Origin of the sequence: Corynebacterium sp. AOP40-9SA-29, assembly GCF_052377405.1 — a bacterium.
Lineage (GTDB): Bacteria > Actinomycetota > Actinomycetes > Mycobacteriales > Mycobacteriaceae > Corynebacterium.
This window is the reverse complement of the sequence record NZ_JBQSWR010000002.1, coordinates 233,766-260,715: the sequence shown is the minus strand read 5'-3', so window position 1 is coordinate 260,715 and position 26,950 is coordinate 233,766. Positions and strand designations below refer to the sequence as shown.

Annotated in this window: 24 protein-coding genes; all 24 read right to left on the bottom strand. The window is 69.0% G+C overall.

Going from position 1 to position 26,950, the window contains the following annotated elements:
* Nucleotides 1-26: 26 nt before the first annotated feature.
* The gene (locus ACT3SZ_RS05725; RefSeq protein ID WP_444617658.1) at nucleotides 27-2,048 is read right to left on the bottom strand and encodes a primosomal protein N'; all 2,022 of its coding nucleotides are present in this window, start codon (nucleotides 2,046-2,048) and stop codon (nucleotides 27-29) included.
* Nucleotides 2,049-2,130: 82 nt separating this feature from the next.
* Nucleotides 2,131-3,405, bottom strand: coding sequence for a methionine adenosyltransferase (metK, locus tag ACT3SZ_RS05720; protein WP_444617374.1), 1,275 nt, complete (start codon nucleotides 3,403-3,405; stop codon nucleotides 2,131-2,133).
* Between the two features lie 185 nt (nucleotides 3,406-3,590).
* Nucleotides 3,591-4,847, bottom strand: a complete 1,257-nt coding sequence (coaBC, locus tag ACT3SZ_RS05715; protein WP_444617372.1) for a bifunctional phosphopantothenoylcysteine decarboxylase/phosphopantothenate--cysteine ligase CoaBC — start codon at nucleotides 4,845-4,847, stop codon at nucleotides 3,591-3,593.
* A gap of 163 nt (nucleotides 4,848-5,010) precedes the next feature.
* Nucleotides 5,011-5,283, bottom strand: a complete 273-nt coding sequence (rpoZ, locus tag ACT3SZ_RS05710) for a DNA-directed RNA polymerase subunit omega (protein ID WP_038548496.1) — start codon at nucleotides 5,281-5,283, stop codon at nucleotides 5,011-5,013.
* 50 nt (nucleotides 5,284-5,333) lie between these two features.
* The gene (gene gmk, locus ACT3SZ_RS05705; RefSeq protein ID WP_444617656.1) at nucleotides 5,334-5,915 is read right to left on the bottom strand and encodes a guanylate kinase; all 582 of its coding nucleotides are present in this window, start codon (nucleotides 5,913-5,915) and stop codon (nucleotides 5,334-5,336) included.
* A 29-nt stretch (nucleotides 5,916-5,944) separates the two neighbouring features.
* Nucleotides 5,945-6,265, bottom strand: coding sequence for an integration host factor, actinobacterial type (gene mihF, locus ACT3SZ_RS05700; protein ID WP_038548495.1), 321 nt, complete (start codon nucleotides 6,263-6,265; stop codon nucleotides 5,945-5,947).
* A gap of 274 nt (nucleotides 6,266-6,539) precedes the next feature.
* The gene (gene pyrF, locus ACT3SZ_RS05695; protein ID WP_444617370.1) at nucleotides 6,540-7,382 is read right to left on the bottom strand and encodes an orotidine-5'-phosphate decarboxylase; all 843 of its coding nucleotides are present in this window, start codon (nucleotides 7,380-7,382) and stop codon (nucleotides 6,540-6,542) included.
* Complete coding sequence (carB, locus tag ACT3SZ_RS05690; RefSeq protein WP_444617368.1) at nucleotides 7,369-10,719, bottom strand: carbamoyl-phosphate synthase large subunit; 3,351 nt, start codon at nucleotides 10,717-10,719, stop codon at nucleotides 7,369-7,371. The genes pyrF and carB overlap by 14 nt, the downstream gene beginning before the upstream one ends.
* Complete coding sequence (carA, locus tag ACT3SZ_RS05685; protein WP_444617366.1) at nucleotides 10,720-11,889, bottom strand: glutamine-hydrolyzing carbamoyl-phosphate synthase small subunit; 1,170 nt, start codon at nucleotides 11,887-11,889, stop codon at nucleotides 10,720-10,722.
* Nucleotides 11,886-13,301 (bottom strand): dihydroorotase, encoded by a 1,416-nt coding sequence (locus ACT3SZ_RS05680; protein ID WP_444617364.1) that lies wholly within the window; start codon nucleotides 13,299-13,301, stop codon nucleotides 11,886-11,888. Before ACT3SZ_RS05680 ends, carA begins: the two co-directional genes overlap by 4 nt.
* Nucleotides 13,298-14,281, bottom strand: coding sequence for an aspartate carbamoyltransferase catalytic subunit (locus ACT3SZ_RS05675; RefSeq protein WP_444617362.1), 984 nt, complete (start codon nucleotides 14,279-14,281; stop codon nucleotides 13,298-13,300). Before ACT3SZ_RS05675 ends, ACT3SZ_RS05680 begins: the two co-directional genes overlap by 4 nt.
* Nucleotides 14,278-14,874, bottom strand: a complete 597-nt coding sequence (pyrR, locus tag ACT3SZ_RS05670; protein ID WP_444617360.1) for a bifunctional pyr operon transcriptional regulator/uracil phosphoribosyltransferase PyrR — start codon at nucleotides 14,872-14,874, stop codon at nucleotides 14,278-14,280. The genes ACT3SZ_RS05675 and pyrR overlap by 4 nt, the downstream gene beginning before the upstream one ends.
* A gap of 106 nt (nucleotides 14,875-14,980) precedes the next feature.
* Nucleotides 14,981-15,628 carry a transcription antitermination factor NusB gene (gene nusB / locus ACT3SZ_RS05665; protein WP_444617358.1) on the bottom strand — a complete coding sequence of 216 codons (648 nt, stop codon included), beginning with the start codon at nucleotides 15,626-15,628 and terminating at the stop codon, nucleotides 14,981-14,983.
* Nucleotides 15,629-15,633: 5 nt separating this feature from the next.
* A complete protein-coding gene (efp, locus tag ACT3SZ_RS05660; RefSeq protein WP_444617356.1) occupies nucleotides 15,634-16,197 on the bottom strand; it encodes an elongation factor P in 564 nt (187 codons plus the stop codon).
* A 59-nt stretch (nucleotides 16,198-16,256) separates the two neighbouring features.
* Nucleotides 16,257-17,321, bottom strand: coding sequence for a M24 family metallopeptidase (locus tag ACT3SZ_RS05655; protein WP_444617354.1), 1,065 nt, complete (start codon nucleotides 17,319-17,321; stop codon nucleotides 16,257-16,259).
* A 45-nt stretch (nucleotides 17,322-17,366) separates the two neighbouring features.
* Entirely contained in the window at nucleotides 17,367-17,798 is a 432-nt protein-coding gene (gene aroQ, locus ACT3SZ_RS05650; RefSeq protein ID WP_444617352.1) for a type II 3-dehydroquinate dehydratase, read from the bottom strand.
* A 33-nt stretch (nucleotides 17,799-17,831) separates the two neighbouring features.
* Nucleotides 17,832-18,932, bottom strand: a complete 1,101-nt coding sequence (aroB, locus tag ACT3SZ_RS05645; protein ID WP_444617350.1) for a 3-dehydroquinate synthase — start codon at nucleotides 18,930-18,932, stop codon at nucleotides 17,832-17,834.
* Nucleotides 18,929-19,537, bottom strand: coding sequence for a shikimate kinase (locus ACT3SZ_RS05640; protein ID WP_444617348.1), 609 nt, complete (start codon nucleotides 19,535-19,537; stop codon nucleotides 18,929-18,931). Before ACT3SZ_RS05640 ends, aroB begins: the two co-directional genes overlap by 4 nt.
* Entirely contained in the window at nucleotides 19,537-20,763 is a 1,227-nt protein-coding gene (gene aroC, locus ACT3SZ_RS05635; protein WP_444617346.1) for a chorismate synthase, read from the bottom strand. The genes ACT3SZ_RS05640 and aroC overlap by 1 nt, the downstream gene beginning before the upstream one ends.
* Nucleotides 20,764-20,820: 57 nt before the next feature.
* A complete protein-coding gene (locus ACT3SZ_RS05630) occupies nucleotides 20,821-21,282 on the bottom strand; it encodes a prepilin peptidase (RefSeq protein WP_444617344.1) in 462 nt (153 codons plus the stop codon).
* Between the two features lie 41 nt (nucleotides 21,283-21,323).
* The gene (locus ACT3SZ_RS05625) at nucleotides 21,324-22,331 is read right to left on the bottom strand and encodes a shikimate dehydrogenase (RefSeq protein WP_444617342.1); all 1,008 of its coding nucleotides are present in this window, start codon (nucleotides 22,329-22,331) and stop codon (nucleotides 21,324-21,326) included.
* A 59-nt stretch (nucleotides 22,332-22,390) separates the two neighbouring features.
* Nucleotides 22,391-23,575 carry an endolytic transglycosylase MltG gene (mltG, locus tag ACT3SZ_RS05620; RefSeq protein ID WP_444617340.1) on the bottom strand — a complete coding sequence of 395 codons (1,185 nt, stop codon included), beginning with the start codon at nucleotides 23,573-23,575 and terminating at the stop codon, nucleotides 22,391-22,393.
* A gap of 141 nt (nucleotides 23,576-23,716) precedes the next feature.
* A complete protein-coding gene (gene ruvX, locus ACT3SZ_RS05615; RefSeq protein ID WP_444617338.1) occupies nucleotides 23,717-24,226 on the bottom strand; it encodes a Holliday junction resolvase RuvX in 510 nt (169 codons plus the stop codon).
* Nucleotides 24,226-26,922 (bottom strand): alanine--tRNA ligase, encoded by a 2,697-nt coding sequence (gene alaS / locus ACT3SZ_RS05610; RefSeq protein ID WP_444617336.1) that lies wholly within the window; start codon nucleotides 26,920-26,922, stop codon nucleotides 24,226-24,228. Before alaS ends, ruvX begins: the two co-directional genes overlap by 1 nt.
* Nucleotides 26,923-26,950 lie beyond the last annotated feature (28 nt).

Here is a 26,950-nt window from a genome sequence, read left to right as displayed (position 1 = left end):
GCGTCACAGTCTACCGCCAGGCCCGGCTACCCCACCCGCACCGGGTCGACGACGATGCGCAGCGGCTCGGACTGGCGTCGCGTGGCACGCAAGGACAACGCCGCGCGCAGCGACGCCCCGAGCATCTCGGCGGAGCCACCGGGCTCGACGGTGACCGGGACGCGGATGATCAGCCGGCGTGCGGTCGCCGCCTCCGGCTCGCCCAGCCCCGCCGGTCTACGCACCCCCGGCGGCAACTCCACCGGGCCGAGGCGTTCGACCCCGCCGAGCTGCTCCGGCGGTGCCCAGGCGTCCTCGAACTGCTCCAGGGACGTCGGGGTGCCGTCCACCGCGACCAGCGTCACCGCCGGGGGGAAGGACGCCTCGCGGCGTCCTGCCAGCTCGCGGGCGGCCGCACCCTCGGGGTCCCAGCGGATCAGGGCCTGCACCGTCGGGTCGTCCGGCGCGACGGCGACGACCATCTCGCCGCCGGACTCGCGCGGCACCGCCAGACACGCCGCCTCCATCCACTGGCGCAACGCGGCCTCCCCGGCCCGCAGGTCCTCTCGGCCCAGGGTGAGCCAGGTGTCCAGCACCAGCACCGCGCCGTAGCCGCCGCCGTCCTCCACCACCGGCTCCGAGCCGGGGGTGGCGACCACCAGGCCCGCCTTGTTCGGCACGTGGGTGCGCATCTGGCCGCCGCCGGAGACCACCACCGGCACCCCGGTGAAGGCCCGGCCCAACTCCTCGGCGGTGCGCTCCTGGCCCACCACCGACATGCGCAGCGCGTGCCCGCCGCAGGTCCCGCAGGTGAACTGGCCCTCCAGCGCACCGCACCAGCGGCAGCGCGGCACCGAGGACTCTTCTGTGCCGGTGGGGCCGGACGGCAACTCCAGGGGGCCGTTGCAGCGCCGGCACCGCGCGGGCGTCCGGCACGTCGAACACGCCACCGCCGGGGCGTAGCCACGCCGCGGCACCTGCACCAGGCAGGGCATGTCGGCGTCCAGGCTGCGTCGGATCGCCTTGAGCCCGGCCGAGGGCAGACGAGAGTGCGTGGCATGGGCGTCGTGGATGTCGTCGAGGGCGTGGATCCACGGCATGCGGGCACGCAGGGACTCCGGCAGCGGGCGCAGGGTGGGGGTGAAACCCTCCTCCACCCAGCGCTGGATCTCCGCCGAGCGGTGCGCCCCGCCCACGAGCAGGCCGGTCTCCTCCAATTCCGAGCGCAGCCGCAACACCTCACGGGCGTGCAGGTAGGGCGAGCGCGGGTCCACGAGGTTGTCGTCCGCCTCACCCAACAGCACGATCAGGCGCAGGTCGGCGACCGGGGCGCTGGCCGCCGACCGCGTGCCGACCACCACCCGGCCCTGGCCCGCCAGTACCGCCAGATAACGGCGGTAACGCGCCGCCGGGCCGACCTTCGCGCTGAGTTCGGTGATCTGCGCCGCCGACAGGAACACCCGCAACGCCGCGACGACCCGGTCGACCTCCCGCTGGTTCGGGGCCACGATCAGCACCCCGCCACCGTTCCAGGCGACCGACGCGGCGGCCTCTGCCACCCGCGCGGCCCAGTCCTCCCCCGGCGTCCACAGCCAGGACGCCCGGGCGGCCCGGCCGTTCAATACCGCGCCCAGGAAACTATCGGCGTGGCGGTAGCCCGCCCAGCCGGACGCCGCAGCGGTCCGTGGGGCAGCGACGAGATCGTCGCGGGCGACCAGCGGGCCGTAGAGCTCCTCCCAGTCCACCCCGCCGCCGAAGAGCCCGTCCTTCTCCGCCGAGGCGTGCCGCGACGGCACCAGCGCGCGGATCACGTCCGAGCGGGTACCGGCGTAACGATCGGCAAGATGGTTCACCAACGACCAGATCCGCGGGGGCACGACCTGCAGCGGACTGACCACCCGATTCAACGGGGCCAGGGTGCCCACATGGTCGGTCGTACGGCGACGCTCCACAAGCAGGGCGTCCACCAGACGCCCAGCGAAACGCACCCGCACCTTCACCCCCGGGCGGGCCTCGGCGTCCAACTTCGCCGGCACGGCGTAGTCGAACAGCCGGTCCAGCTGCGGCATGCCCAGCAACGGCAGGACGCGGGCGACCGGGTCGTCCACCTCCCCCTGAACCGGGCCGGTCGAATCGGCCACCAGTTTTCCCCTACTGGGCCGCGTTCTGTGCGGCGTCCTGTGCCGCATTGTGGGCGGCTGCTGCCAGGGCGTCGGCGCGCTGCGTGTTCTCCCACGGCAGGTCGATGTCCGTGCGGCCGAAGTGACCGTAGGCAGCAGTCTGCGCGTAGATCGGACGCAGCAGGTCCAGGTCGCGGATGATCGCACCGGGGCGCAGGTCGAAGACCTCGCTCACCGCCTGCTGGATCTGCTCATCGGTCAGCCCGCCGGTGGCGGTGCCGAAGGTCTCCACGTACAGGCCCACCGGGCGGGCACGGCCGATGGCGTAGGCCACCTGCACCTCCGCACGGTGCGCCAGGCCCGCGGCGACGATGTTCTTGGCCACCCAGCGCATCGCGTAGGCCGCCGAGCGGTCCACCTTGCTCGGGTCCTTGCCGGAGAACGCCCCACCACCGTGACGGGCCATGCCACCGTAGGTGTCCACGATGATCTTGCGTCCGGTCAGCCCGGCATCGCCCATCGGGCCGCCGAGGATGAACGAGCCCGACGGGTTGATCAGCAGGGTCAGCTCGCCAGTGACGAAGTCCTGCAGGCCGGCGTCCTCGATGACCCAGTCGACCACGTTGGTGCGCAGCTGCTCGGTGAGCTCGGCCTGGGTGATCTCCTCGTCGTGCTGGGTGGAGATGACCACGGTGTCCAGGTGGGAAGGGCGGCCCTCGGCGTCATAAGCGAAGGTGACCTGGGTCTTGCCGTCCGGACGCAGGTGGTTGACGATGCCCTCCTTGCGCACCTGGGTCAGCCGGCGCGACAGGCGGTGGGCCGTGGCGATCGGCAGGGGCATCAGCTCCGGGGTCTCGTCCGAGGCGTAGCCGAACATCAGGCCCTGGTCGCCGGCGCCGGCCTGGTCGACGTCCTCGTACTTGTCTCCCTCCGCGCCGCTGCGGATCTCGTGGGAGGTGTCGACGCCGTCACCGATCTCCTGCGACTGCTCGCCGATGGCGATGTTGACGCCGCAGGTCCGGCCGTCGAAACCGACGGAGGAGGAGGTGAAACCGATGCTCAGCAGGGTCTCGCGGACCAGCTTCGGGATCTCCACGTAGGCGTCCGTGCGGACCTCGCCGGCCACGTGCACCTGGCCGGTGGTGACCATGGTCTCCACCGCCACGTGCGAGCGCGGGTCCTTGGCGAGCAGCGCGTCGAGGATCGTGTCCGAGATCGCGTCGCAGATCTTGTCGGGGTGGCCCTCGGTCACCGACTCACTGGTGAACAGGCGGGGACGTGCGGAGGAGGGGGTGCTCTCTGTCATGGACTTCGCTGACTTCCTGACTTGTCTTCGAGATGATGTCTTGGGTGGATCTCGGGGCGAGATCCTGCTTTTTCTGTCGTACGTGACCGTGGTGCGCGCCCGAACGTCACCATCCTAGACCAAGCAGTCTGTAAGGCGGTGGCGGTGGGTGCCGGTGAGATGCCCGTGGGGCGCCCGGCGAGGTCTCAGCCGGGCAGCAGGTCCTCGAGCGCGTCGAGGATATACGAGGCCACGACCAGCTTGGACGATGCCGGAACCTCGGTGACCTCTTCGGCGCCCGGACGCTCGCCCGGGGTGAGGATCCAGCCCTGGCTGTCCGCCTGGCCGAACACCACCCCGTCGCCGACGGCATTACACATCAGCAGGTCACAGCCTTTTCGCTCCAGTTTGGCCCGTGCAAGGTCCAGCGGGGAGTGAGACTCGTCACCGGTCTCCGCGGCGAAGCCGGCGATAACGAGGTCCTCCGGCAGCCCGCCGCCACGGCGACGCTCCACCAGGCCATGCAGGATGTCCGGGTTCTCGGTCAGCTCCAGGGTGGTCAGGTCGGTCTCCCCACCCTTCTTCAGCTTGGCCCCGGCCGTGGTCGCGGGACGGAAGTCCGCCACCGCGGCAGCCATCACCACCGCGTCCACCCCACCGGCCAGTTCCGCCACAGCACTCTGCATCTCCCGCGCACTACGCACCCGGGTGACGCGGGCACCCGAGGGCACCGGCAGGTCCTCGGTGATCCCGGCGACGAGCTCCACCTGCGCACCACGCTGTACGGCGATGTCGGCCAGGGCGAAACCCTGCCGACCCGAGGAGGCGTTGCCGAGGTAGCGCACCGGGTCCAGGGCCTCGTGCGTGCCACCGGCGGTCACCAGGACCCGCCGACCCGCCAGGGACTGACGGAAGATGCCGAACTTCTCCAGTGCCGCCGTGGCCAACGCGCCAATGTGCTCGGGCTCAGGCAGACGCCCCGCCCCAGAGTCCGTGCCCGTCAGCCGGCCGTGGGCGGGCTCGAGCACCGTCACACCGCGTCGACGCAGTGTGGCCACGTTGTCGCGGGTCGCCGGGTTCTGCCACATCTCGGTGTGCATCGCCGGCGCCAGCACCACCGGGCACGTCGCCACCAGCACGCTGGCGGTCAGCAGGTCGTCGCTACGCCCGTGCGCCAGACGCGCCAGCAGGTCCGCGGTGGCCGGGGCGATCACGATCAGGTCGGCGTCCTGCCCGAGTCGCACGTGCCGGACCTCGTCCACCCCGTCGAAGACGGTGGTGGACACCGGGTTGCCGGAGAGGGCCTCGAACGTCGCCGCACCGACGAAACGCAGGGCCGACTCGGTGGGGATGACGTGGACGTCGTGCCCGGCCTCGGTGAAGTAGCGGACCAGGGCGCCGGACTTGTAGGCGGCGATACCGCCCCCCACGCCGACGAGCACGTTCAGTTGGTTGTCACTCACAGGAGACCAGCCTAGCCCACGCCCGCCGGGCGATGTTCCAGTGCCGTGGACCTGCCGGGGCCCACCAACGGCTCAGGCCCGCCGTCGGCGACCGTCTCCCCCCACACTGAGTGCGGGAATTAACGGTGCCGACGGCGGGCCTGGGTGCCGGGAAGCGGGTGGATCAGCCTTCGGTGTGCTCCAGCAGATCGCCCTCGATCTCACGCAGGGCCACCGACAGCGGCTTCTCGTGGGCTTCCGGGGTGACCAGCGGGCCGACGAACTCGAACACGCCGTCACCAACGGTCTGGAAGTAGTTGTTGATCTGACGCGCACGCTTGGCCGCGAAGATCACCAGGGCGTACTTCGAGGACACCTTGGTCAGCAGATCATCGATCGGCGGGTTGGTGATGCCGACCGCCGGGTCGAAGACGGTTGAGTTGTCGTTGGTTTCCACTCCACACCTTTGCTTGTTCACCGCGTTGGAAAACGCGAGTTGTCTTGCTTTTACTCTGCGTGGCCGGTCAGCAGGGCGCTGATCTCGGCGACTGCCTCGGTCACGTCCCGGTTCACGACCACTCGGTCGAACTCGTCCTTGGAGGCGAGCTCCTCACGGGCGGTCTCCAGGCGACGCCGGATGACGTCCTCACTCTCGGTACCACGGCCGGTCAGCCGCTCGACCAGCTCCTCCCAGGTGGGAGGGGCCAGGAACACCGTGAGTGCCTCAGGCATCATCTGCTTGATGTTGCGCGCGCCGGCCAGGTCCACTTCGACCAGAACCGGACGCCCGGAACGCAGGGCCTCGGTCACCGGCTGTGCCGGGGTTCCCGACAATTGCAGGCCACCGTGGATCTCCGCCCACTCGAGCATGAGACCACCGTCAACCTCTTCCCGGAATCGCTCCCGGGTGACGTAGTGGTAGTCCCTGCCGTCGACCTCACCGGGACGGGGGTCCCGGGTCGTCCACGACACACTGAAGAACAGGTCCGGCACGGCGGCCTTCAACTGTGCGACCACAGTCGACTTCCCGACGGCCGACGGTCCCGCCAGCACGACCAGGTGCGGGGAGGGAACGTCGGTGTTCTGCACTTCGGCCTGAACTTGCGGGGACAAGGTTCCTAGACCTCGAAACCGAAGCGCTCCAGCAGGGCGCGACGCTGACGGTCGCCCAGGCCGCGGAGGCGACGGGTGGGAGCGATCTCCAGCTCGGTCATGATCTCCTGGGCCTTGACCTTGCCAACCTTGGGCATGGCCTCGAGAAGGGCCGACACCTTCATCTTGCCGATGATCGGGTCTTCGTCGGCGTCAGCAAGGACCTGCTTGAGGTCGGTGCCTCCACGCTTGAGCTTCTCCTTGAGCTCGGCACGAGCCTTGCGGGCCTCGGCGGCCTTCTTCAGGGCTTCTGCACGCTGCTCCGGGGTCAACTGGGGAAGGGCCACGGGTTCCTCCGTCTTGTTCTGTGGTTCGATGTCACTTGCTATGGGGTACTTCAGGTACTTCAGGTGTTTCGGCCAGTCGGACGCAATGCCCGACCGCCAGCCTCGACGAATCCTAGCGATGCGCTGTGCTGAATGCCAACAACCCCCACGTTTTACACGGGAGAGGTGTCGCAGGTCGCGACCATGAAACAACGCGCCAAGTGTAGCACTACGACCGGGGGAAGTTGAACAAAGCCCCAGTTCGCGCTCCGCGGGACGCTCCCGCGCGGAGCGCTTAGACCTGCGGGAACTCCGCCGCCGCGGCGGCGGCCGCCTCGCGCAGGGCCCCTATATCCGGGCCTGCGGCGAGCACGGACCGCGAGATATTGGGGCTGGCCCATCGTTCGGCGGCCCCGGCGATACGCCGGACGTCCTGCGCACCACCGCCCTGGGCGCCCACACCGGGCATTAGCACCAGCCCGCCCACGGCGTCCAGCACCGGCGGTTCGGTGACTGTCGCACCGACGACCACGCCGACGTTGCCGCCGCCGGGGTGCGCGGCGTTGTGCCGTGCCGCCCAGTCCACCACCGTCTGGGCCACACTCGGCCCGGCCGGGGTGGTCAGCGTCTGGAACTGCGGTCCCTGCGGGTTGGACGTCGCGGAGAGCACGATCACTCCCCTGCCCGTGGCCTCACCGGCCTCCAGGGCCGGTGCCAGGGAGTCCAGGCCCAGGTAAGGCGAGACCGTCACGGCGTCGGCGCACAGCGGCGAGTCGTCCGACAGCCAGGCCGTCGCATAGCCGGCCATCGTCGAACCGATGTCGCCACGCTTGGCGTCGGCGACGACCAGCGTGCCGGCACCCCGCAGCGCCGCCAGGGCGTCCTCCAGCACGGCCAGCCCGGCGGAGCCGAAGGCCTCGTAGAAGGCGACCTGGGGCTTGACCACGCAGGCGGTGTCGGCGAAGGCCTCCACGCAGATGCGGGAGAACTCCGCCAGCCCGGCGACGTCCACACCCAGGCCCCAGTCACGCAGGATGCCGGCGTGCGGGTCCATGCCCACGCACAGGCGTCCCAGGTGCTCGGAACGGGCGAGGAAACGCTCGCCGAAGGTGTCCCGGGTGGACTCAGTAGCTGTCATGGTCCACGTCCTGGATGGCGCGCACCACCGTGGTGGAGCCCTTCAGCGCCTCGATGCCCTGCACCGCAGCCACGGCACCCTGCACCGTGGTCACGCAGGAGACACCCTGGCGCACCGCGGCGGCACGGATGTCGTAGCCGTCGCCACGGGCGGCGGCGGTGCTGGCCGGGGTGTTGAGGATGAAGTCGATCGACCCCTGGTCGATGAGGTCCACGATCGACTTCTTGCCCTCGGCGGCGGTACCGGACTCGATGTCGGTCTGCTTGGCCACGACCTCGCACTCCAGACCGTTGCGCCGCAGCATCGCCGCGGTGCCCTCGGTGGCGACCAGGTCGAAGCCCAGCGACGCCAGACGCTGGATCGGCAGGATCATGGTGCGCTTGTCGCGGTTGGCCACGGACACGAACACCCGGCCGCTGGTCGGCAGGGAGCCGGTGGCGGCCTCCTGGGACTTGGCGAAGGCGGTGCCGAAGTCGGAATCCAGGCCCATGACCTCGCCGGTGGACTTCATCTCCGGGCTGAGCAGGCTGTCGAGCATCTCACCCTGCGGGTTGCGGAAGCGGTTGAAGGGCATGACCGCCTCCTTGACCGCGATGGGGTGGCCCAGCGGCAGCGAGCCGCCGTCCCGGTCACCCGGGATCAAGCCCTCGGCGATGAGCTCTCGGATCGGCGTACCGGTCATGATGCGCGAGGCGGCCTTGGCCAGCGGCACACCGGTGGCCTTCGAGACGAAGGGCACGGTGCGCGAGGCGCGCGGGTTGGCCTCGATGACGTAGAGGACGTCGTCCTTCAGAGCGAACTGGATGTTCATCAGGCCCTTGACCCCGATGCCATGAGCCAGCGCGGCGGTGGAGCGACGCACGTTCTCGATGTCGCTCTCCCCCAGCGTCATCGGCGGCAGGGCGCAGGCGGAGTCACCGGAGTGGATGCCGGCCTCCTCGATGTGCTCCATCACGCCGGCGAGGTAGACCTCGTCGCCGTCGCACAGGGCGTCGACGTCGATCTCGATGGCGTTATCCAGGAAGCGGTCGACCAGCACCGGGTGGTCCGAGGTGATTTCGGTGGCGCGGTCGATGTAGTTCTCCAGGGACGCCTCGTCGTAGACGATCTCCATGCCGCGTCCGCCGAGCACATAGGACGGACGCACCAGCACCGGGTAGCCGATGCGGGCGGCCACGGCGCGGGCCTCGGCGAAGGTCGTGGCGGTGCCGAAGGCCGGGGCGGGCAGCTCGGCCTTCTCCAGCACGGTGCCGAACTCGCCGCGGTCCTCGGCGAGGTTGATCGCCTCGGAGGAGGTGCCGATCACCGGCACGCCGGCGTCGGTGAGACGCTGTGCCAGGCCCAGCGGGGTCTGGCCGCCGAGCTGCACGATCACGCCGGCGACGGTGCCGGACTGTGCCTCGGCGTGGTAGACCTCCATGACGTCCTCGAACGTCAGCGGCTCGAAGTAGAGACGGTCGGCGGTGTCGTAGTCGGTGGAGACGGTCTCCGGGTTGCAGTTGACCATCACCGTCTCGTAGCCCACGCGCGAGAGCTCGAGTGCGGCGTGCACGCAGGAGTAGTCGAACTCGATGCCCTGGCCGATGCGGTTGGGCCCGGAGCCCAGGATGATGATCTTGTCGCGGTCGCGCTGCTCGGCGACCTCGGACTCGGCGTCGGGGTCCATCTCATAGGCGGAGTAGTGGTACGGGGTCTGTGCCTCGAACTCCGCGGCGCAGGTGTCCACGGTCTTGAAGACCGGACGGATGCCCAGCGACCAGCGCAGCGACCGCACGCCGTCCTCGCCGGCGAGCTCGGGACGCAGCGCGGCGATCTGAGTGTCCGCCAGGCCCATGTACTTCGCCTCGCGCAGCAGGTCCTCGGTGAGCACCGGGGCGTCCTGAAGCTCGGAGCGGAAGTCCACCAGAGCCTTGAGCTCGTGGAGGAACCAGGGGTCCACGCCCACGGAGGCGCGGTGGACCTGGTCCACGGTGGCGCCGAGGCGCAGGGCCAGCTCCATGTCGTAGATACGGCCCTCGGTGGGACGTCCCAGGTCGTCGAGCACGGCGGCGAGGTCGCCGGCACGCTCGCCGGCGAAGTACTCGTCGGTGGTCGTCCAGAAGCCGGCCGGCTTGGTCTCCAGGGAACGCAGCACCTTGTTCAGGGCAGCGATGTAGTTGCGGCCCACGGACATGGCCTCACCCACGGCCTTCATGGTGGTGGTGAGGGTGTCGTCGGCACCGGGGAACTTCTCGAAGGCGAAGCGCGGGGCCTTGACGATCACGTAGTCCAGGGTCGGTTCGAAGGCCGCCGGGGTGACCTGGGTGATGTCGTTGCGCAGCTCGTCGAGGGTGTAGCCGATGGCCAGCAGGGCGGCGATCTTGGCGATCGGGAAACCGGTCGCCTTCGACGCCAGCGCCGAGGAGCGCGACACACGGGGGTTCATCTCGATGGTGATCAGGCGACCGTCGTCGGGGTTGACGGCGAACTGGATGTTACAGCCGCCGGTGTCCACGCCCACGGCGCGCAGGATGTCGATGCCCTGGTCGCGCATGATCTGGTACTCGCGGTCGGTCAGCGTCATCGAGGGCGCGACGGTCATGGAGTCGCCGGTGTGCACGCCGAGCGCGTCGACGTTCTCGATGGAGCAGATGACCACGGCGTTGTCGTCGCCATCGCGCATGAGCTCGAGCTCGTACTCCTTCCAGCCGAGGATGGACTCCTCGATGAGCACGTTGGCCTCCGGGGAAGCCGCCAGGCCGCCGCCGGCGATGCGGTCCAGGTCCTCGTAGGTGAAGGCGAGGCCGGAGCCCAGCCCACCCATGGTGAACGACGGGCGCACGACAACCGGCAGGCCGAGCTCGGCGACGGTGTCGTGGACCTCGTCCATGTTGTGGCAGACCCGCGAGCGGGCGGACTCGCCGCCGATGGAGGCGACGATGTCCTTGAACTTCTGACGGTCCTCGCCGCGCTCGATGGCGTCGATGTCGGCGCCGATGAGCTCGACGTCGAACTTGTCGAGGATGCCGGCGCGGTCCAGCTGGATCGCGGCATTCAGCGCGGTCTGCCCACCGAGGGTGGCCAGCACGGCATCGACCGGGTGGCCGGCCTCCTTCTCCGCGGCGAAGATCTTCTCGATGTACTCGGGCTGGATCGGCTCGATGTAGGTGTGGTCGGCGAACTCCGGGTCGGTCATGATCGTGGCCGGGTTGGAGTTGATCAGCGAGACCCGCAGCCCCTCGGCCTTGAGGGCACGGCACGCCTGGGTGCCGGAGTAGTCGAACTCGCAGGCTTGGCCGATGACGATCGGGCCGGAGCCGATGACGAGGACGTGGTTGATGTCGATGCGCTTCGGCATTTAGTTGTTCCCTTCCATCAGTTCGATGAACTGGTCGAACAGCGGATTGGCGTCGTGAGGACCGGCGGCGGCCTCGGGGTGGTACTGGACGGAGAAGGCGAGGCCATTGTCGAGGGCGACACCCTCGACGCAGTCGTCGTTGAGGCAGGTGTGGGTGACCTGGGCGGTACCGAAGTCGGTGTCGAAGGGCTCACCGGCACGGCCGCTCAGGGCGAAACCGTGGTTCTGCGAGGTGATGTCGATCTTGCCGGTGAGGTGGTTGAGCACCGGCACGTTGATGCCACGGTGGCCGAACTTGAGCTTGTAGGTCTCCATGCCCAGGGCGCGGCCCAGGATCTGGTTGCCGAAGCAGATGCCGAACAGCGGGATCTTGCGCTCCAGCACGGTACGGACCTGCTCGACCATCACGTCGGCGGTGGCCGGGTCACCGGGACCGTTGGAGATGAACACGCCGTCCGGGGAGTACTGCTCGATGAGCGGCTCGACCGGCGAGTTCGCCGGAACGACCACGGTGCGCACGCCGCGGGCGACGAAGTTGCGCGGGGTGTTGGTCTTGATGCCCATGTCATAGGCGAGCACGGTGAAGCGCGTCTCCCCCTCGGGCTCCAGCACGTAGGTCTCGTCGGTGGAGACCTGGGTCGCCAGGTCGGCACCGGCCATGGACTGCTGGGCGTTGACCTCGGCGATGAGATCCTCGACCGGACGCTCGGCGGCCTCGCCGCTGAATACGCCGGCGGCCACGGAGCCCTTGTCGCGCAGATGACGCACGATCGCGCGGGTGTCGACACCCTGGATGCCGATGACGCCCTGCTTCTCCATCTCCTCGGCGAGGCTGCGATCGGCGCGCCAGTTGGACACGGTGCGCGAGAGGTCGCGGATGACCAGGCCGGCGACCCAGATGTGGTCGCCGTGGGACTCGCCGTCCTCGTCGTTCCAGCCGGTGTTGCCGATCTGCGGGGCGGTGGCCACCACGATCTGCCGGTGGTAGGACGGGTCGGTCATCGTCTCCTGGTAACCGGTCATGCCGGTGGTGAAGACGGCCTCACCGAGGGTGGTGCCGGTGGCGCCGAAGGCCCGGCCGCGGAACACCCGTCCGTCGCCGAGGACCAGCAGCGCGGGGGTGCGGGAGGAACTCACAGCAGTACTCTTCTCTGTCGTATTATCGGTCATTTGTCGCTCACCTGGCCGTCCTGCCAGGTCACCTTGCCGCGCAGCAGCGTGGTGGTGACCTTCACCGGCAGGTCCATCCCCTCGTAAGGGGTGTTGGCCGACTTGGAGGCCATCTGCTCGCCGTGGGCGGTCCAGGTGTGGTCAGGATCGACCACGCACAGGTTCGCCGGCTCGCCCACGGCCACCGGACGCCCGTGGCCGGGCAGCCGCAGGATCTCCGCCGGACGCTCCGACATCACCCGGGCCACGAAGCGCCAGTCCTGGCGCTCCTGGTCCTGCGGCGGGTCGGTGACGAACAGCCCGGCGATGATCGCCAGGGAGGTCTCCAGTCCCAGCATGCCGGGGCGGGCCTTGTCGAACTCGCAGCACTTCTCCTCGGAGCCGTGCGGGGCGTGGTCGGTGGCCACGCAGTCCACGGTGCCGTCGATCAGGGCCCGGCGCAGCGCCAGGGTGTCGCGGGTCTCGCGCAGCGGCGGGTTGACCCGGTAGTGCCCGTCGTAGGTCTCCAGCTTCTCGTCGGTGAGGATGAGGTGGTGCGGGGTGACCTCGGCGGACAGCGGGATGTCGTGCTCGCGGGCCCAGCCCAGCAAACCCACGGTGCCCTCGGTGGAGGCGTGGCAGATGTGCAGGCGTCCGCCGTAGTCGCGGGCCAGCAGGGCGTCGCGGATCACGATGGACTCCTCGGCCACACGCGGCCAGCCGCGCAGTCCCAGGCGTGCGGCGGTCTCACCCTCGTGGGCGACGGCGCCCTCGGTCAGGCGGGGCTCCTCGCAGTGCTGGGCGAGCAGCACGTCCAGTCCCCCGGCGTACTCCACGGCCCGGCGCATCAGGCGCGGATCGTCGACGCACTTGCCGTCGTCGGAGAACATGCGCACCTTGGCGTCCGAGTCGGCCATCATGCCGAACTCGGTGAGCTCGGTGCCCTTGAGCCCACGGCTGATCGAGCCGACCGGGTGCACGTCGCAGAGGTTCTTCTGCTGGCCCTTGAGCCACACCATCTCGGCGATGGCGGGGGTGTCGGTGACCGGGTCGGTATTGGCCATGGTGAACACGGCGGTGAACCCGCCGCGGGCGGCGGCGGCGGAGCCGGTGGCGATGGTCTCGGTGTCCTCACGGCCGGGCTCGCGCATGTGCACGTGCATATCGACCAGGCCCGGCAGCAGGACCTGGCCGTCGAGGTCGATGACCTCGATTTCGCCAGCCTCATCAGTGGCGCTGATGCTCCCGGCCGGGGCGATCTCGGCGATCACGCCGTCGCGCACCAGCACGTCCTGCGGGTCGCCCTCGCCGTAGGGCAGGACGCCGCGCAGCAGCACGGCCCCCTCGGCGGCCGGGTGAAGGACGCCGGTTGCCGGGTAGTCGTTCACGTTGTTCTCCTCCGGGGTGGTGGAAGGGGTGGTTGTTGTGCTCATCGCTGCTCCCCCACGTTCGTCTCGGTGCCGACGAGCAGGGTGAACAGGGCCGCCATGCGCACGTGCACACCGGCGGTGACCTGGTCGAGGACCACGGTCTGCGGGGCGTCCGCCACCGCGTCGTTGATCTCCATGCCGCGCAGCATCGGGCCGGGGTGCAGCACGATCGCGTCGTCCTTCAGCGCTGCCAGGCGGTCCTGGGACAGCCCGTAGCGCGTGGCGTACTCGCGGTGCGAGGGGAAGAAACCGCCGTCCATGCGCTCGGCCTGCACGCGCAGCATCATCACCGCGTCCGCCGAGGCGATGGCGGTGTCCATGTCGTGGCTGACGCGCACGGTGCCCTTGCCGGCGGCGGGGCCGTTCGGGTTGACCCAGTGCTCGATCCCCGGGGCCAGCAGGGTGCGCGGGGCGACGAAGGTCACGTCCGCGCCCAGGGCAGTGAGCAGCAGGGCGTTGGAGCGCGCCACCCGCGAGTGCAGGATGTCGCCGACGATGACCACGTGGGCGCCGTCGAGCGTGCCGAGCTTCTTGCGCAGCGTGACCGCGTCCAGCAGAGCCTGGGTGGGGTGCTCGTGAGCGCCGTCGCCGGCGTTGAGCACGCTGATGCCGTCGCTGCCCTGGCCGACCCAGTTGGCGACCTGGCGCGCCGCACCGGACGAGGGGTGGCGCATGATGATCGCGTCGGCGCCGACGGCGCGCAACGTCAAGGCGGTGTCCTTGAGAGATTCGCCCTTCTTCACCGAGGAGGAGGACGCCGAGATGTTGATCACGTCGGCGCTCATCCACTTGCCCGCGGTCTCGAAACTGGAGCGCGTGCGGGTGGAGTTCTCGTAGAACAGGGTGAATACGGTGCGACCGCGCAGGGTCGGCAGTTTCTTGACCTCACGGTCGCGCAGCGTCTCGGCGAAGCGGTCGGCCTCGTCGAGCAGCAGGGTGATGTCCTCGGCGTCGAGGTCGGCGATGCTCAGCAGGTGCTTCATGCGTTGTCTCCTTCCGGCGCCGTGCCGGCCGGGTGGAGCAGCTCCACCCGGTCCACGCCGTCGATCTCGGCGAGGGAGACACGGACGTCCTCACTGGTGGAGGTGGGAATGTTTTTGCCCACGTAGTCGGCGCGGATGGGCAGCTCGCGGTGGCCACGGTCGACCAGGACCGCCAGCTGCACGATGCGGGCGCGACCCACGTCGCTCAGCGCGTCCAACGAGGCGCGGATGGTGCGCCCGGAGAACAGCACGTCATCGACGAGGATGACGGTGGCACCGTCCACCCCGTCGCGCGGGACGCTGGTGGGTTTCAGGGCACGGTGCGGCGTGGAGGTGAGGTCGTCGCGGTAAAGCGTGGCGTCCACGGCCCCGTGGAACACGCTCACACCGCTGAACTCCTCGATCTTCACGGCGAGACGCGCCGCCAGCGGCACTCCCCCCGACGGGATCCCCAGGAGCACGACCCGGTCAGAGCCGGGTGCGTCCAGTGCCGTTTTCTCGATGATCTGGTGCGCGATGCGTGCGACAGTACGTCCGACGTCGTCCGGACCCAGGAGGGTAACCGTGGTGCCGTCGGTATGCTGCGTGCTCATCGTGACCTCCTTCCCCGCCTCACAGGACGGATCGTTAAAGGTGGTCGGAACCGGCACGAGGACCGGATCCAGTTTCCGTGCAGAATTCTAGCACGGTCCCGGGACATCAGTCCCGGGGTGCCTCGTTCTCGTCGGACGGCTCGGCGTCCGGTTCGTCGGCGGGTTCATCGACGATGCCCTCGACGAGGGCGTCGGCGCGCGCCTGCTCGGCGTCACGCTCGGCCTTCGCCGCCGCAGCGTCCTGCTCGTCCTTCTCGGCGGCGGACGCCTCGTCGGCGAGGCGCTTGTCGCGGGCGATGCCGTCGAGCACGGCGTTGACGTAGCCGGGGGCCTTGTCGTGGGAGTACTCCGAGGCGAGCTGGATGCCCTCCTTGAGCGCCACCCGCGAGGGGACCTCCGAGTTGTAGAGCAGCTCCCAGGCGGATACGCGCAGAACCGCACGGTCCACCGCCGGCAGACGCTCCAGCCGCCAGGTACTGCTCAGGTGGCTGGCGATCGCTCGGTCGATCTCGTCGAGGGAGGATGCCACCCCCGGCACGATCCGGGCGGTGTACTCCGGCACCTGCTTGACCTGGTTGGACTCGTCCCTGGCCAGCTCGGTGCGGTCTTCAACGATCTCGACGGGGTCGATGTCGCGGAACTCGGCCTCGAAGAGGATGTCGACGGCGCGTCGACGGGCCTTATAGCGGGCCCCGTGGCGGCGGTAGGCCTCACCGGCCTGCTGCTTGTCGCCGGAATGATTCTCGTTGGACATGACGTCTAGTTGTTGACGCGGGAGAGGTACTCGCCCGAGCGGGTGTCGACCTTGACGACGTTGCCGGTCTCCAGGAACAGCGGGACCTGGATCTCCGCGCCGGTCTCCAGGGTGGCGGGCTTGCTGCCACCGGTGGAGCGGTCGCCCTGCAGGCCCGGATCGGTGTGCTGGATCTCCAGGTCCACGGAGACCGGCAGCTCGCCGAAGAGGATCTCACCGTCGTGGAAGGACAGCTGCACGCGCATGTTCTCCAGCAGGAAACGGCCGGCGTCGCCGAACTTCTCGGAGGGCACCTCGAACTGCTCGAAGTCCTTGTCGTCCATGACCACGAAGTTCTCGCCGTCGTGGTACAGGTAGGTCATGTCGCGACGGTCCACGGTGGCGGTCTCAACCTTCACACCGGCGTTGAAGGTCTTGTCGAGGGTCTTGCCCGAGACGACGTCCTTCAGCTTGGTCCGCACGAACGCGGGGCCCTTGCCCGGCTTGACGTGCTGGAACTCGATGATCTGCTGCAGCTTGTTGTCGATCTTCAGCACGAGACCGTTCTTGAAATCCGCGGTGGTCGCCACGTGTCTACTCCCTGGGAAACGAGGATGGATGGTCAGCCGGTCAGTCTAGCAGTCCCCTGCTAGAGCACACGCAACTCGGTCGGCGAGGGGTTCACCGACTCCGCGCCGGTGGCGGTGACGATGTAGGTGTTCTCGATGCGCACACCGGTACGCCCGGGCAGGTAGACGCCCGGTTCGATGGTCAGTGTCATCGACTCGGCGAGCTCCTTATCCTGCGGGGTGCGCGAGGCGGCGTAGGGCGCCTCGTGCACGTCCAGGCCCACACCGTGGCCGGTGGAGTGCACGAAGTACTCCGCGTAGCCGGCCTCGTCAATGATGTCGCGGCAGACCTTGTCCACGGCGAACAGGCCCGCCCCCGGGCGCACGGCCTCCACCCCGGCGCTGAAGGAGCGGTGCACCAGGTCGTAGATCTCCGCCGACAGTGCGTCCGGCTCCCCCACGCACACCGTGCGCGTCTGGTCGGAGGCGTAGCCGTCGAGCCACACGCCGAAGTCCATGGTCACCAGACCCGGGACGATGACGTCGCGCGACACACCGGCGTGCGGCTTGGCCGCGTTCACGCCGGACGCCAGGATCGTGTCGAAGCTCAGCCCGTCCGCGCCCGCGGCGCGTAGGCGGTACTCCAGGTCGGCCGCGGCCTCGATCTCGGTGATGCCCTCGCGGATGCCGCCGGCGGTGATGAATTCGGTGAAGACCGAGTCCGCCAGCCGTCCGGCCTCGCGCAGGGCGTTCAGTTCCGCCTCGTCCTTGACCAGGCGGGCTCCTTCGACCACGCCGGTGAGGATCGCCGGGTCGCCGAGCTCACGGGCGTCGGCCACGCTCATGCCCGGTTCGATGGCGAAGGCGCTGTCGCCAGCCACTCCGCGCAGTTCACCGAAGAGATCGCGGGTGATCCGGATGTCGATATTGGTGGAGTCTGCGGTCTCCTGGCGCACCTGGGTGTCGTAGCGTCCGTCGGTGACTAGGGTCGCCGCACCTTCGGTGTCGAGCAGCAGGGCGGCATTAGAGCCGCTGAATCCGGTGAGGTAGCGGATGTTCTTCAGGTCGGAGACGAGCAGGAGGCTGTGGCCGGCGTCGGCGACGGTCTGTGCGACGGCGCGGCGGCGGGTGAGGGTATCTGTCATGACCCTCAGGGTACTAGCCTGCTGCGGGCCTAGTGTGCTCGCTCGCTAGCTTCCCGCGAGGTACTCCAGCGCCATGGTGTAGCCCTTCACCCCGAGCCCGGCGATCACGCCGCGGGCGATCGGTGAGAGGTAGCTGTGGTGCCGGAAGGCCTCACGGGCGTGGATATTGGAGATGTGCACTTCCACGAAACCGGGGCCGTCGGCGACCTCGACCAGGGCGTCGCGCAAGGCGACCGAGGTGTGGGTCAAGCCGCCGGGGTTGATGACGACCGCGTCGCCGTCATCGGCCGCCTGGTGCACCCGGTCGATCAAGTCGCCTTCGTGGTTGGACTGCAAGGTCTCGATCTCCACGCCGAGGCGCTGGGCATCGGCCCTGAGCCCCTCTTCCACATCGGCCAGGGTGGTGGAGCCGTAGATCTCGGGCTGGCGGCGTCCGAGCCGGTCGAGGTTCGGTCCGTTGAGCACGACGATGCGCATGGTGGTGTCTCTCCTTGGCTGGCTACTGGCTGGCTAGCTGGTGGTGTTGCGGTAGGCGGTCTGCAGGTCGGCCTGGGCGGGGTTCACCAATGTCTGCGGGACGTAGGAACCGTCGCCCTCACCGTCACGGTCGCCCACGACGACGACGCGCAGGCTGCCGTCCTTATTCTTCTTGTCGCGGGCCATCACCTCGGTGAGTTCGGCGAGGGTGGCATCACTGTAGCCGGTGGGCAGGCCCACGCTGTCGAGGATACGTCGGTGGCGGGCCACCGCGTCGGCGTCGAGCAGGCCAGCAGCGTGGGCGAGCTCGGCCTCGAAGACCATGCCCACTGCCACAGCGTGACCGTGACGCCACCGGTAGTTCTCGTGCTGCTCCACGGCGTGACCATAGGTGTGGCCGTAGTTGAGGATCTCGCGCAGCGAGGACTCACGCAGATCCTGACCGACCACGTCCGCCTTGACCCTGATGGCCGCCTCGATGAGCTCCGGGAGGGTACCGTGCGGATCGCAGGCCGCAGCCGGGTCGGCCTCGTAGAGGTCGAGGATGTGGCCGTCGCGGATGAACCCGGCCTTGATGATTTCCGCGCTGCCCGCCACGATCTCCTGGTGCGGCAGCGTTTCGAGCACGTCGAGGTCGACGAGGACGGCCGAGGGCTCGTGGAAGGCTCCGACGAGGTTCTTGCCGGCGGCGGTGTTGATGCCGGTCTTGCCGCCCACCGCTGCGTCGACCATGGCCAGCAGCGTGGTGGGGTACTGCACGACCCGCACCCCGCGCATCCACGTTGCGGCGATGAAGCCGGCGAGGTCGGTGGTGGCCCCACCGCCGACGCCGACAACGATGTCCTGGCGCGACAGCCCGGCGTCGGCACACACGTCCCAGCACTGCGCGGCGCCGGCGACGGTCTTGGCCGCCTCGGCGTCCGGCGTTTCGTACAGGACGGGCTCGACCCCGTCGGCGCGCAGGCCGTCGGCCACGCGGGACGCCAGCTCCGCCAGCGGCGGCTGATGCAGCACCACGGCGCGGCGTGCCCCGGGCACGGCCGCGGCGACGTGGGAGGTCAGGTCGCGTCCGATGACAACGTCGTAGGGGTTCTCCGTGGCGACGTGCACCGTGCGGGTGGTCGAGGTACTCACTGCTGGGCCTCCGGGGTGTATTCAGGGTCGTCAGTTGCAGCGTCAGTTGCAGCATCGTCGGCCGCATAATCGTGCACGCCGATCAGGGAGAGCACCTCGGCCACGGTGTGCCGGGGTGAGCGTCCGTCGGCATCGACGACGTAGGTGGCGACCTCTTCGTACAGGTCCTCGCGCTCGGCGAGGATCTCACGGTAGCGCGCGGCGGGGTCGGCACCATCGGCGGCGGCGAGCACCGGACGGGTTGCCAGGTGCGCGGTGCGCTTGGTCCCCTCCTCCGCCGACACCCGCAGGTAGACCACGGTGTGCTCGGCGAGCAGGCGGCGGGTCGCCGCCGACAGGACAGCGCCGCCACCGAGGGACACCACACCGGTGGAGCCCAGCGCCTCGGCCACGTAGGTCTCCTCGCGCGTCCGAAACTCCGGCTCGCCTAAGGCGGTAAACAGCTCACCGCAGGACGTGCCATTGGCGTCCTCCAGCAGGGTGTCGGAGTCCACGACCCCGCAGCGCAGCGCCTCGCCGAGGGCGTGGCCCACGGTGCTCTTGCCGGCACCGGGCGGCCCGACGAGGACGACCCGGGGGGTTGTGGTACCCCTCTCGCCGGCCATCAGGCCTCGTCCCAGGTCAGTCGGGCGTCAACGTCATCGATGTAGGAGCGGTAGTTGCGGCGGGTTTCCGCGACGCTGTCGCCGCCGAACTTCTCCATCACCGCACGGGCCAAAACCAGGGCGACCATCGACTCGGCGACCACGCCGGCGGCAGGCACCGCGCACACATCGGAACGCTGGTGGATGCCGGTAGCCGGACGTCCGTCGTCCATGTCCACGGTGGCCAGGGCACGCGGCACGGTGGAGATCGGCTTCATCGCCGCGCGCACGCGCAGCTGCTCACCGTTGGTCATGCCACCCTCGAGGCCGCCGGCGCGGTTCGTCCGACGCCCCACACCCGAACTCTTGTCGAGGCGGTCGATTTCATCGTGGGCCTCGGAGCCACGGCGACGGGCCTCCTCGAAGCCGTCGCCAACCTCAACACCCTTGATCGCCTGGATGCTCATCAGCGCCTGGGCGAGCTGGCCGTCAAGACGACCATCCCAGCTCACGTGCGTGCCGAGACCAACCGGCAGCCCGGAGACCACGACCTCCACCACGCCACCGAGGGTGTCGCCGGACTTGCGGGCGGCCTCGATCTCGCTGATCATCGACTTCTCGTGATTATCGCCGTGGGCGGTGAAGGCGCGCACCGGGGAGCCGTCCACCGCATCCAGATCCGCCGCGCTCGGCGGCGGGCCGGTGTAGGTGTCCGACGGGCCGATCGACAGCACGTGGCTGACAACCTCGGCACCGGTGACCTCACGCAATAGGGCGCGGGCGAAGGTGCCGGCCGCCACACGGGCGGCGGTCTCCCGGGCACTGGAGCGCTCCAGCACCGGACGCGCCTCGTCGTGTCCGTACTTCACCATGCCGGGGAAGTCGGCGTGCCCCGGGCGCGGACGGGTCAGACGCGCGCCTCGACCAGAGTTCATCTCCTTGGCCACGGCCTCGTCGGTCACATCCACCGGATCGGCGGACATGATGGTGGTCCACTTCGGCCACTCGGTGTTGCCGATCATCACCGCCACCGGCGAACCGATGGTCAATCCGTGGCGCACACCTCCGAGGAAGGTCACCTCGTCGGCCTCGAACTTCATACGCGCACCACGGCCGTAGCCGAGGCGCCGTCGGGCGAGTTGGCGGGACACCTCGACGCGGGTGACTGGCACCCCGGCGGGAATGTCCTCGACAACGGAAACAAGGGCCTGGCCGTGTGATTCCCCGGCAGTCGTCCATCGAAGCATGCCCTACATTGTCGCACGGGCAACCATTGGTCGTCACCACAACCCAGGGTTTATGGCTCAGGTCACCGCCACGGTGAACACGGCCGTCACGACGGCCGTGGCCACAAGCATGCCGGGACCGTGCGGCAACCCGCCTGCTCTACCCCGCGGGACGAGGGCAAACACCAGCGTGACCAGCGAAGCCCCTGCCACGGCGAGCAGTAGCGCGGTGACTCCTCCGGCGGCCGCGGGGACCACGCCGAGACTCAATGCGAGCTTCGCGTCCCCACCGCCGACGCGCCAGCGTGGCGTGACTCGTCCGGGCAGCACGCACACGAGGAACCACCCCACCCCGCCGAGCACCGCCCACGGTTGCCCGCACACCACCGCAAGTAGCCACGCCACAGGCACCGCAGGCAGCGTCAGGTGGTTCGGCAACCGCCGCGAGCGCAGATCGTGAACCACCAGGGCACCCGCCCACAGCGCCACAGCGACAAGCAGCACCGACCCGAATAACACCGACCCCCCGGTCTCCCCCACCTGCTTCGTCCTCCCCCTGAGTCCCTAAGCCCCTGCGTCCCCTACGCTCCTGCGTCGGACTCGGCGGCCGACTCCAGCGTCCTGCGGTGCGCCCGCAGCAACCGGTACATGCCCTCGGTGGAGGGAGTCTCCCCGGTGAACTGCCGGAACTGTTCGACACCCTGGCCCGCCAGCATCAGCAGACCGTCCGACACGGGGTGACCAGCACTGCGCGCCGCGAGCATCAGCGGTGTGGGGTACGGATCGTAGATCACGTCGACCACTGCCGCCGCCGAGGCCAGCTGCTCTGCCACCGCACCCGCTCCAGCGGCCGGGATGGTGGAGATCAGCACGTCCGCCGTGGCGCAGGTCGACGCCAGGCGCTCATCGTCCAGGCGCAGCCAGTCGAACTTCATGCCATAGGACTCGACCAGGCTCTGCAGGTTCAGCGCCCGTTCGGAGCGTGCCAGCACCGTGACCGAGGTGAACCCCTCGGCCGCCAGCGCAGCGACGGCAGGACGCGACGTCCCCCCGTTGCCGACGACGACACCGTGGCCTGCATCGCGGGCAACATCGCTACCTTCCCCGTTCTCGCCGAGCACGGCGCGCAGGCAGGCTGCCAGGCCGTCGACGTCGGTATTGTCGGCCATCCAGCGGCCCGTGGGCACATCGTCGGCGTCGCGCAGGGGAACCAACGTATTCGCACTGCCGATCAAAGCAGCACGGTCGGTGACCTCGTCGGCCAGGTCATGAGCCGCAGACTTGCCCGGCATCGTCACCGAGAAACCACGCACGCAGGCCGGCGAGTGCTGCATCAAGCGACGGACCTCCGAGGGCTCTCCGGCGTCGACGCGCACGTACACCAGTGCGTCGTTGTCCATCATCGCCGCACTGCCCAGATGGATCACCGGGGACAGGGAATGGCCCACCGGACGGCCCAGCACGGCGCACAACTGTGCCGGCGTGCCTGCTGCGTCTTCTGTGCCTTCTGACTCGGCCTGGAGCCGGGCGGCGAGTTCGAGGAACTCCTCGACGCTGTACACCTCGGGGGCGTCGTTGCTGCTGTCCATGATCCTCTTACCTCACGTCTGTCTGGGGTTGTCGGGCGCTAACGGGGCGCTAGCGGGCACTAACGGGCACTGTCGAGGACGCCGTTACGGCGAGACTCCTCGATGGCGGCCTCGTGGTCGGAGAACTCACGGTTGAACACGGTGCGTCCGTCGGTATCCACGGTGACGAAGTAGAGCCAGTCACCGTCGGCCGGGTGCTCCACGGCCTGCAGGGCGGTGATGCCCGGCGAGGCGATCGGAGTGTCCGGCAGACCCTTCTTGGCGTAGGTGTTCCACGGGGTGTTGCGGGCACGATCCTCGTCGGTGGTCGCGACCTCCTGGGCGGAGACGTCGTAGTTCACGGTGGAGTCGAACTCGAGCTGCTGGTCCTCGTCGAGACGGTTGAGGATCACCCGGGCGACCTTGTCGAAGTCGCCCTCCGGAGCCTCGCGTTCCACCAGTGAGGCGGCGGTGATCATGTCGTAGGGGCTCAGGCCCACGCTGTCGGACGCCTCGAGCAGCCCGGTGCCCTCGTAGATCTCCGCGGAATCCTCCAGCAGGGTGCTCATGATCTCCTGCGGACCAGCCGTGGGATCGAAGAGGTGCACACCCGGGGAGATCAGACCCTCGATGCGACGGGCGTCATCGCCACGCGCCTCGACGACGTCGACGGCCCATTCAGGCACACCAAGCTCACTGGCGGAGGTGGAGGCCACGGTCTCGCGCAGGTCCTCGACGCTCACACAGTCTTCCAGCCCGTCGGTCAGGCCCTCACGGCAGGAGTTATCGGCGATGGCGGAGTAGATGCCGTCGCGGGTCTCGCCGCCGACCACGGTGACGTCCTCAAGGGTCAAGCCGTTGGGGATGTCGATGACACCCAGGCGACGCTCGTCGTCGGTCAGTGCGGTCATCGCCGCCTCGGCGGACATCTCCTCCTGCAGCGCGTAGTAGCCTGCCTCGAGCCCGCGGCTCTCGCCGCTCTGCTCCGCCTGGTCGGCGGCGGTGAGCATTGCCGATCGCGAGCCGACCACGTTGTCCTCCAGCAGCTGCGGCAGCAGGCCGGAGACGGTGTCGCCCTCATCAACGCGGACGAGCACCACGTTGCCGTTGCCCTCCCCCTCGTAGTCGCGGGTGCCGACGACCTCACGCTGGTAGTACACGTAGGCGACGACGAAGACAAGAAGAAGGATCAGTGCAAGGCTGATAGCAATCGACCACTGGCGGCGCCGACGGTACCTGGGTTCGGTACTGATCTTTCGAGGCAAGGTTCACTCCCACGTCTCTACTGTGTACTTGGTGCAACAACGTCATGAAAAATCTGTGGAATAGCATTGCATATTCCGCTGCGCGCTATTCTCGCATGTCCCACCCGGAAATCCTTGATCGGACACCCGGTTACGGGGTGGTTAACGGTTCTGGCGGGCTGTGCGGGTGTCGAGCCACCCCTGCAGAATATGCACCGCAGCGGCCTGGTCGATGCGCGAACGACCCTTGCGCTCGCTGACACCGGAGGCCCGCATCGCGCTGGTCGCGGCCACGGTCGACATACGTTCGTCCACCAGGCGCACCGGTATGCCGTCCAAGGATTCGCGCAGGGCGGCGGCGTAGTTCTCGGCACGGATCGTGCTCTCGGTGCGCTTGGAGCGCAGGGTGACCGGTAGGCCCACGATGACCTCGACCACGAAGTTCTCCTCGATGAGCTCGAGGACTCGGGAGAACTCGCTGCCGGGACGCCGACCGCTGCCCTTCTCCGCGGCGACGGTCTCCAGCGGGGTGGCGAGGATACCGTCGGGGTCAGACAGCGAGACGCCGATGCGCACGGTGCCGACGTCCAGGCCCAGGCGGCGTCCCCGCCCGGGATCGGGCAGGTCGGACGCGCCGGCGTCCCCGGCGTCTGCGGCGTCCGGGTCCTGCATCACTTGCCGCCGGCGAGGACCGACTCGACGTGCGGACGCACCGCGGCGACCGCGGCGTCGATGCCGGAAGCGTCGTTGCCGGAGCCCTGCGCCATCGACGGCTTGCCGCCGCCGCGTCCGCCGACCAGCGGGCCGACGGCCTTGACGACCTCACCGGCGGACAGGCCACGGTCGACGGCGGCGTCGGTGACCGCGGCGATGAACGGCACCTTGCCGGACTCGGTGTCCGCCGAGGCGAAGAGCACGACTGCCGGCTCGGAACCGAAGCGGGCCTTGGCGTCGTTGGCGATGGTGCGCAGATCGCTGCCGGCGATGCCGTCGGCCACCCGGGCGGCGAGCACACGCACGCCGTCCACGGTGACGGCCTGCAACACGTAGTCGCCGACCTTGGCGGTCAGCTCGGCGGTGCGGAACTGGTTGATCCGCTTCTCCGCGGCCTGCAGACGCTCGTTGATCTGGGCGAAGCGCTCCGGCAGGTCCTCGGAGGTGACCTTCAGCCGCGAGGCCAGGCTGCCGGCCACAGCGTTCTGGCCGGCGAGGAAGCGCATCGAATCCATGCCGGTGTAGGCCTCGATACGGCGCGTGCCCGAGCCCACGGAGGACTCGCCGAGGATGGTGACCGGGCCGACCTGGGAGGAGTGGTCGACGTGGATGCCGCCGCACAGCTCCATGGAGAACGGTCCGCCGATCTCCACGACGCGCACCTGCGAGCCGTAGTTCTCACCGAACAGTGCCATCGCACCCATCGACTTGGCCTCCTCGAGGCTGGTCTCGATGGTGTTGACCTTGTAGTCGGTGTCCACGGCCTCGTTGGAGATCTCCTGGATGCGGCGCAGCTGGTCGTCGGTGAGCTGGGTGCCGTACTTGAAGTCGAAGCGCAGGTAGCCCGGCTTGTTCATCGAACCGGCCTGCACCGCGGTGGGCCCGAGCACGTCGCGCAGGGCGGCGTGGATCAGGTGGGTGCCGGAGTGCGCCTGGCGTGCGGCGTGGCGCCACGCGTGGTCGACGTGGGCGGAGACGGTGTCGCCCACGGCGAGTTCACCGCCGGTGACGGCGACGCGGTGCAGCGAGACCTTGCGTCCGGTCTTCTGCACGTCGCGGACCTCGCCCACCCCGCCGGGTCCGGTGAGGGTGCCGCGGTCGGCCATCTGGCCGCCGGCCTCGGCGTAGAACGGGGTGCGGTCCAGGATGACCTCCACCTCGGAGCCTTCCGGGGCGCGGTCGACCAGGGTGCCGGCAGAGACCAGGCCCAGGATGTGGGCCTCGGCGTCGGTGGAGTCGTAACCCAGGAAGACCGTGGGGTGGTTGTCGACGAAGGAGCGGTACACCGACACATCGGCGTGGATCTGCTTCTTTGCCCGGCTATCGGCCTTGGCGCGGGCCTTCTGCTCGGCCATGTGGGCGTCGAAGCCGTTCTCCCCGTCCTTGTTCACCGTCAGGCCCGCTTCCGAGGCCATCTCGATGGTCAGGTCGATGGGGAAACCGTGGGTGTCGTGCAGGGTGAAGGCGGAGGCACCGTCGAGCTCGGTCCGGCCCTGTGCCTTGACCTTGGCTGCGGCCTCCTCGAACAGGCGGGTGCCGGACTCCAGGGTCTTCAGGAAGGCGGTCTCCTCACCCACGGCGACGGCGCGGATGCGCTCCCAGTTCTCGGTGATCTCCGGGTAGGACGGGGTCATCGTGGTGCGCACGGTGTCCATGAAGCGCTCCATGGTCACCCCGGTGGCGCCCAGCAGACGGGCGGAACGGATGATGCGGCGCAGCAGACGGCGCAGGATGTAGCCGCGGCCCTCGTTGCCGGGGGTCACGCCGTCCAGGATGAGCATCAGGGCGGTGCGGGTGTGGTCGGCGATGACGCGGAAACGCACGTCCTCCACCGAGTTCTCCACCCGGCCGTAGACGGCACCGGTGAGCTCCTCGGCGACCTTGATCACCGGGGCGAGCAGGTCGGTCTCGTAGACGTTCTCCACGCCCTGCAGGATGCAGGCGACGCGCTCGATGCCCATGCCGGTGTCGATGTTCTTCTGCGGCAGCTCACCGATGGGCTCGAAGCCCGCCTTCGGGCTCTTCTCGCCGCGGACGTCCTGCATGAAGACCAGGTTCCAGATCTCGATGAACCGGTTCTCGTCGGCCTCCGGGCCGCCATCGACGCCGTACTCCGGGCCGCGGTCGTAGAAGATCTCCGAGCACGGGCCGCCCGGGCCGGGCACGCCCATGTCCCAGTAGTTGTCCTCGCCACCGCGACGCTGGATGCGCTCGGCGGGCACGCCGATCTCCTCATGCCAGATCGACGCAGCCTCGTCGTCGGTCTTGTACACGGTGGGCCACAGCCGGTCGGGGTCCAAACCGAAGCCGCCCTCGGCGACCGGGTTGGTCAGCAGGCTCCAGGCGAAGTGAATGACCTCGCGCTTGAAGTAGTCGCCGAAGGAGAAGTTGCCCGCCATCTGGAAGAAGGTGTTGTGGCGGGTGGTGATGCCGACCTCCTCGATGTCCAGGGTGCGCACGCACTTCTGGATCGAGGTGGCGCGCGAGGACGGCGGCGTCTGCTCACCGAGGAAGTAGGGCTTGAACGGCACCATGCCGGCGTTGACGAACAGCAGGTTCGGGTCGTCCAGGATCAACGAGGCACTGGGGACCTCGGTGTGGCCTTGCTTCACGAAGTGGGAGAGGAAGCGCTCGCGGATCTCATGGGTCTGCACAGTTTCGGAACCTTCTTGATAGCTGAAT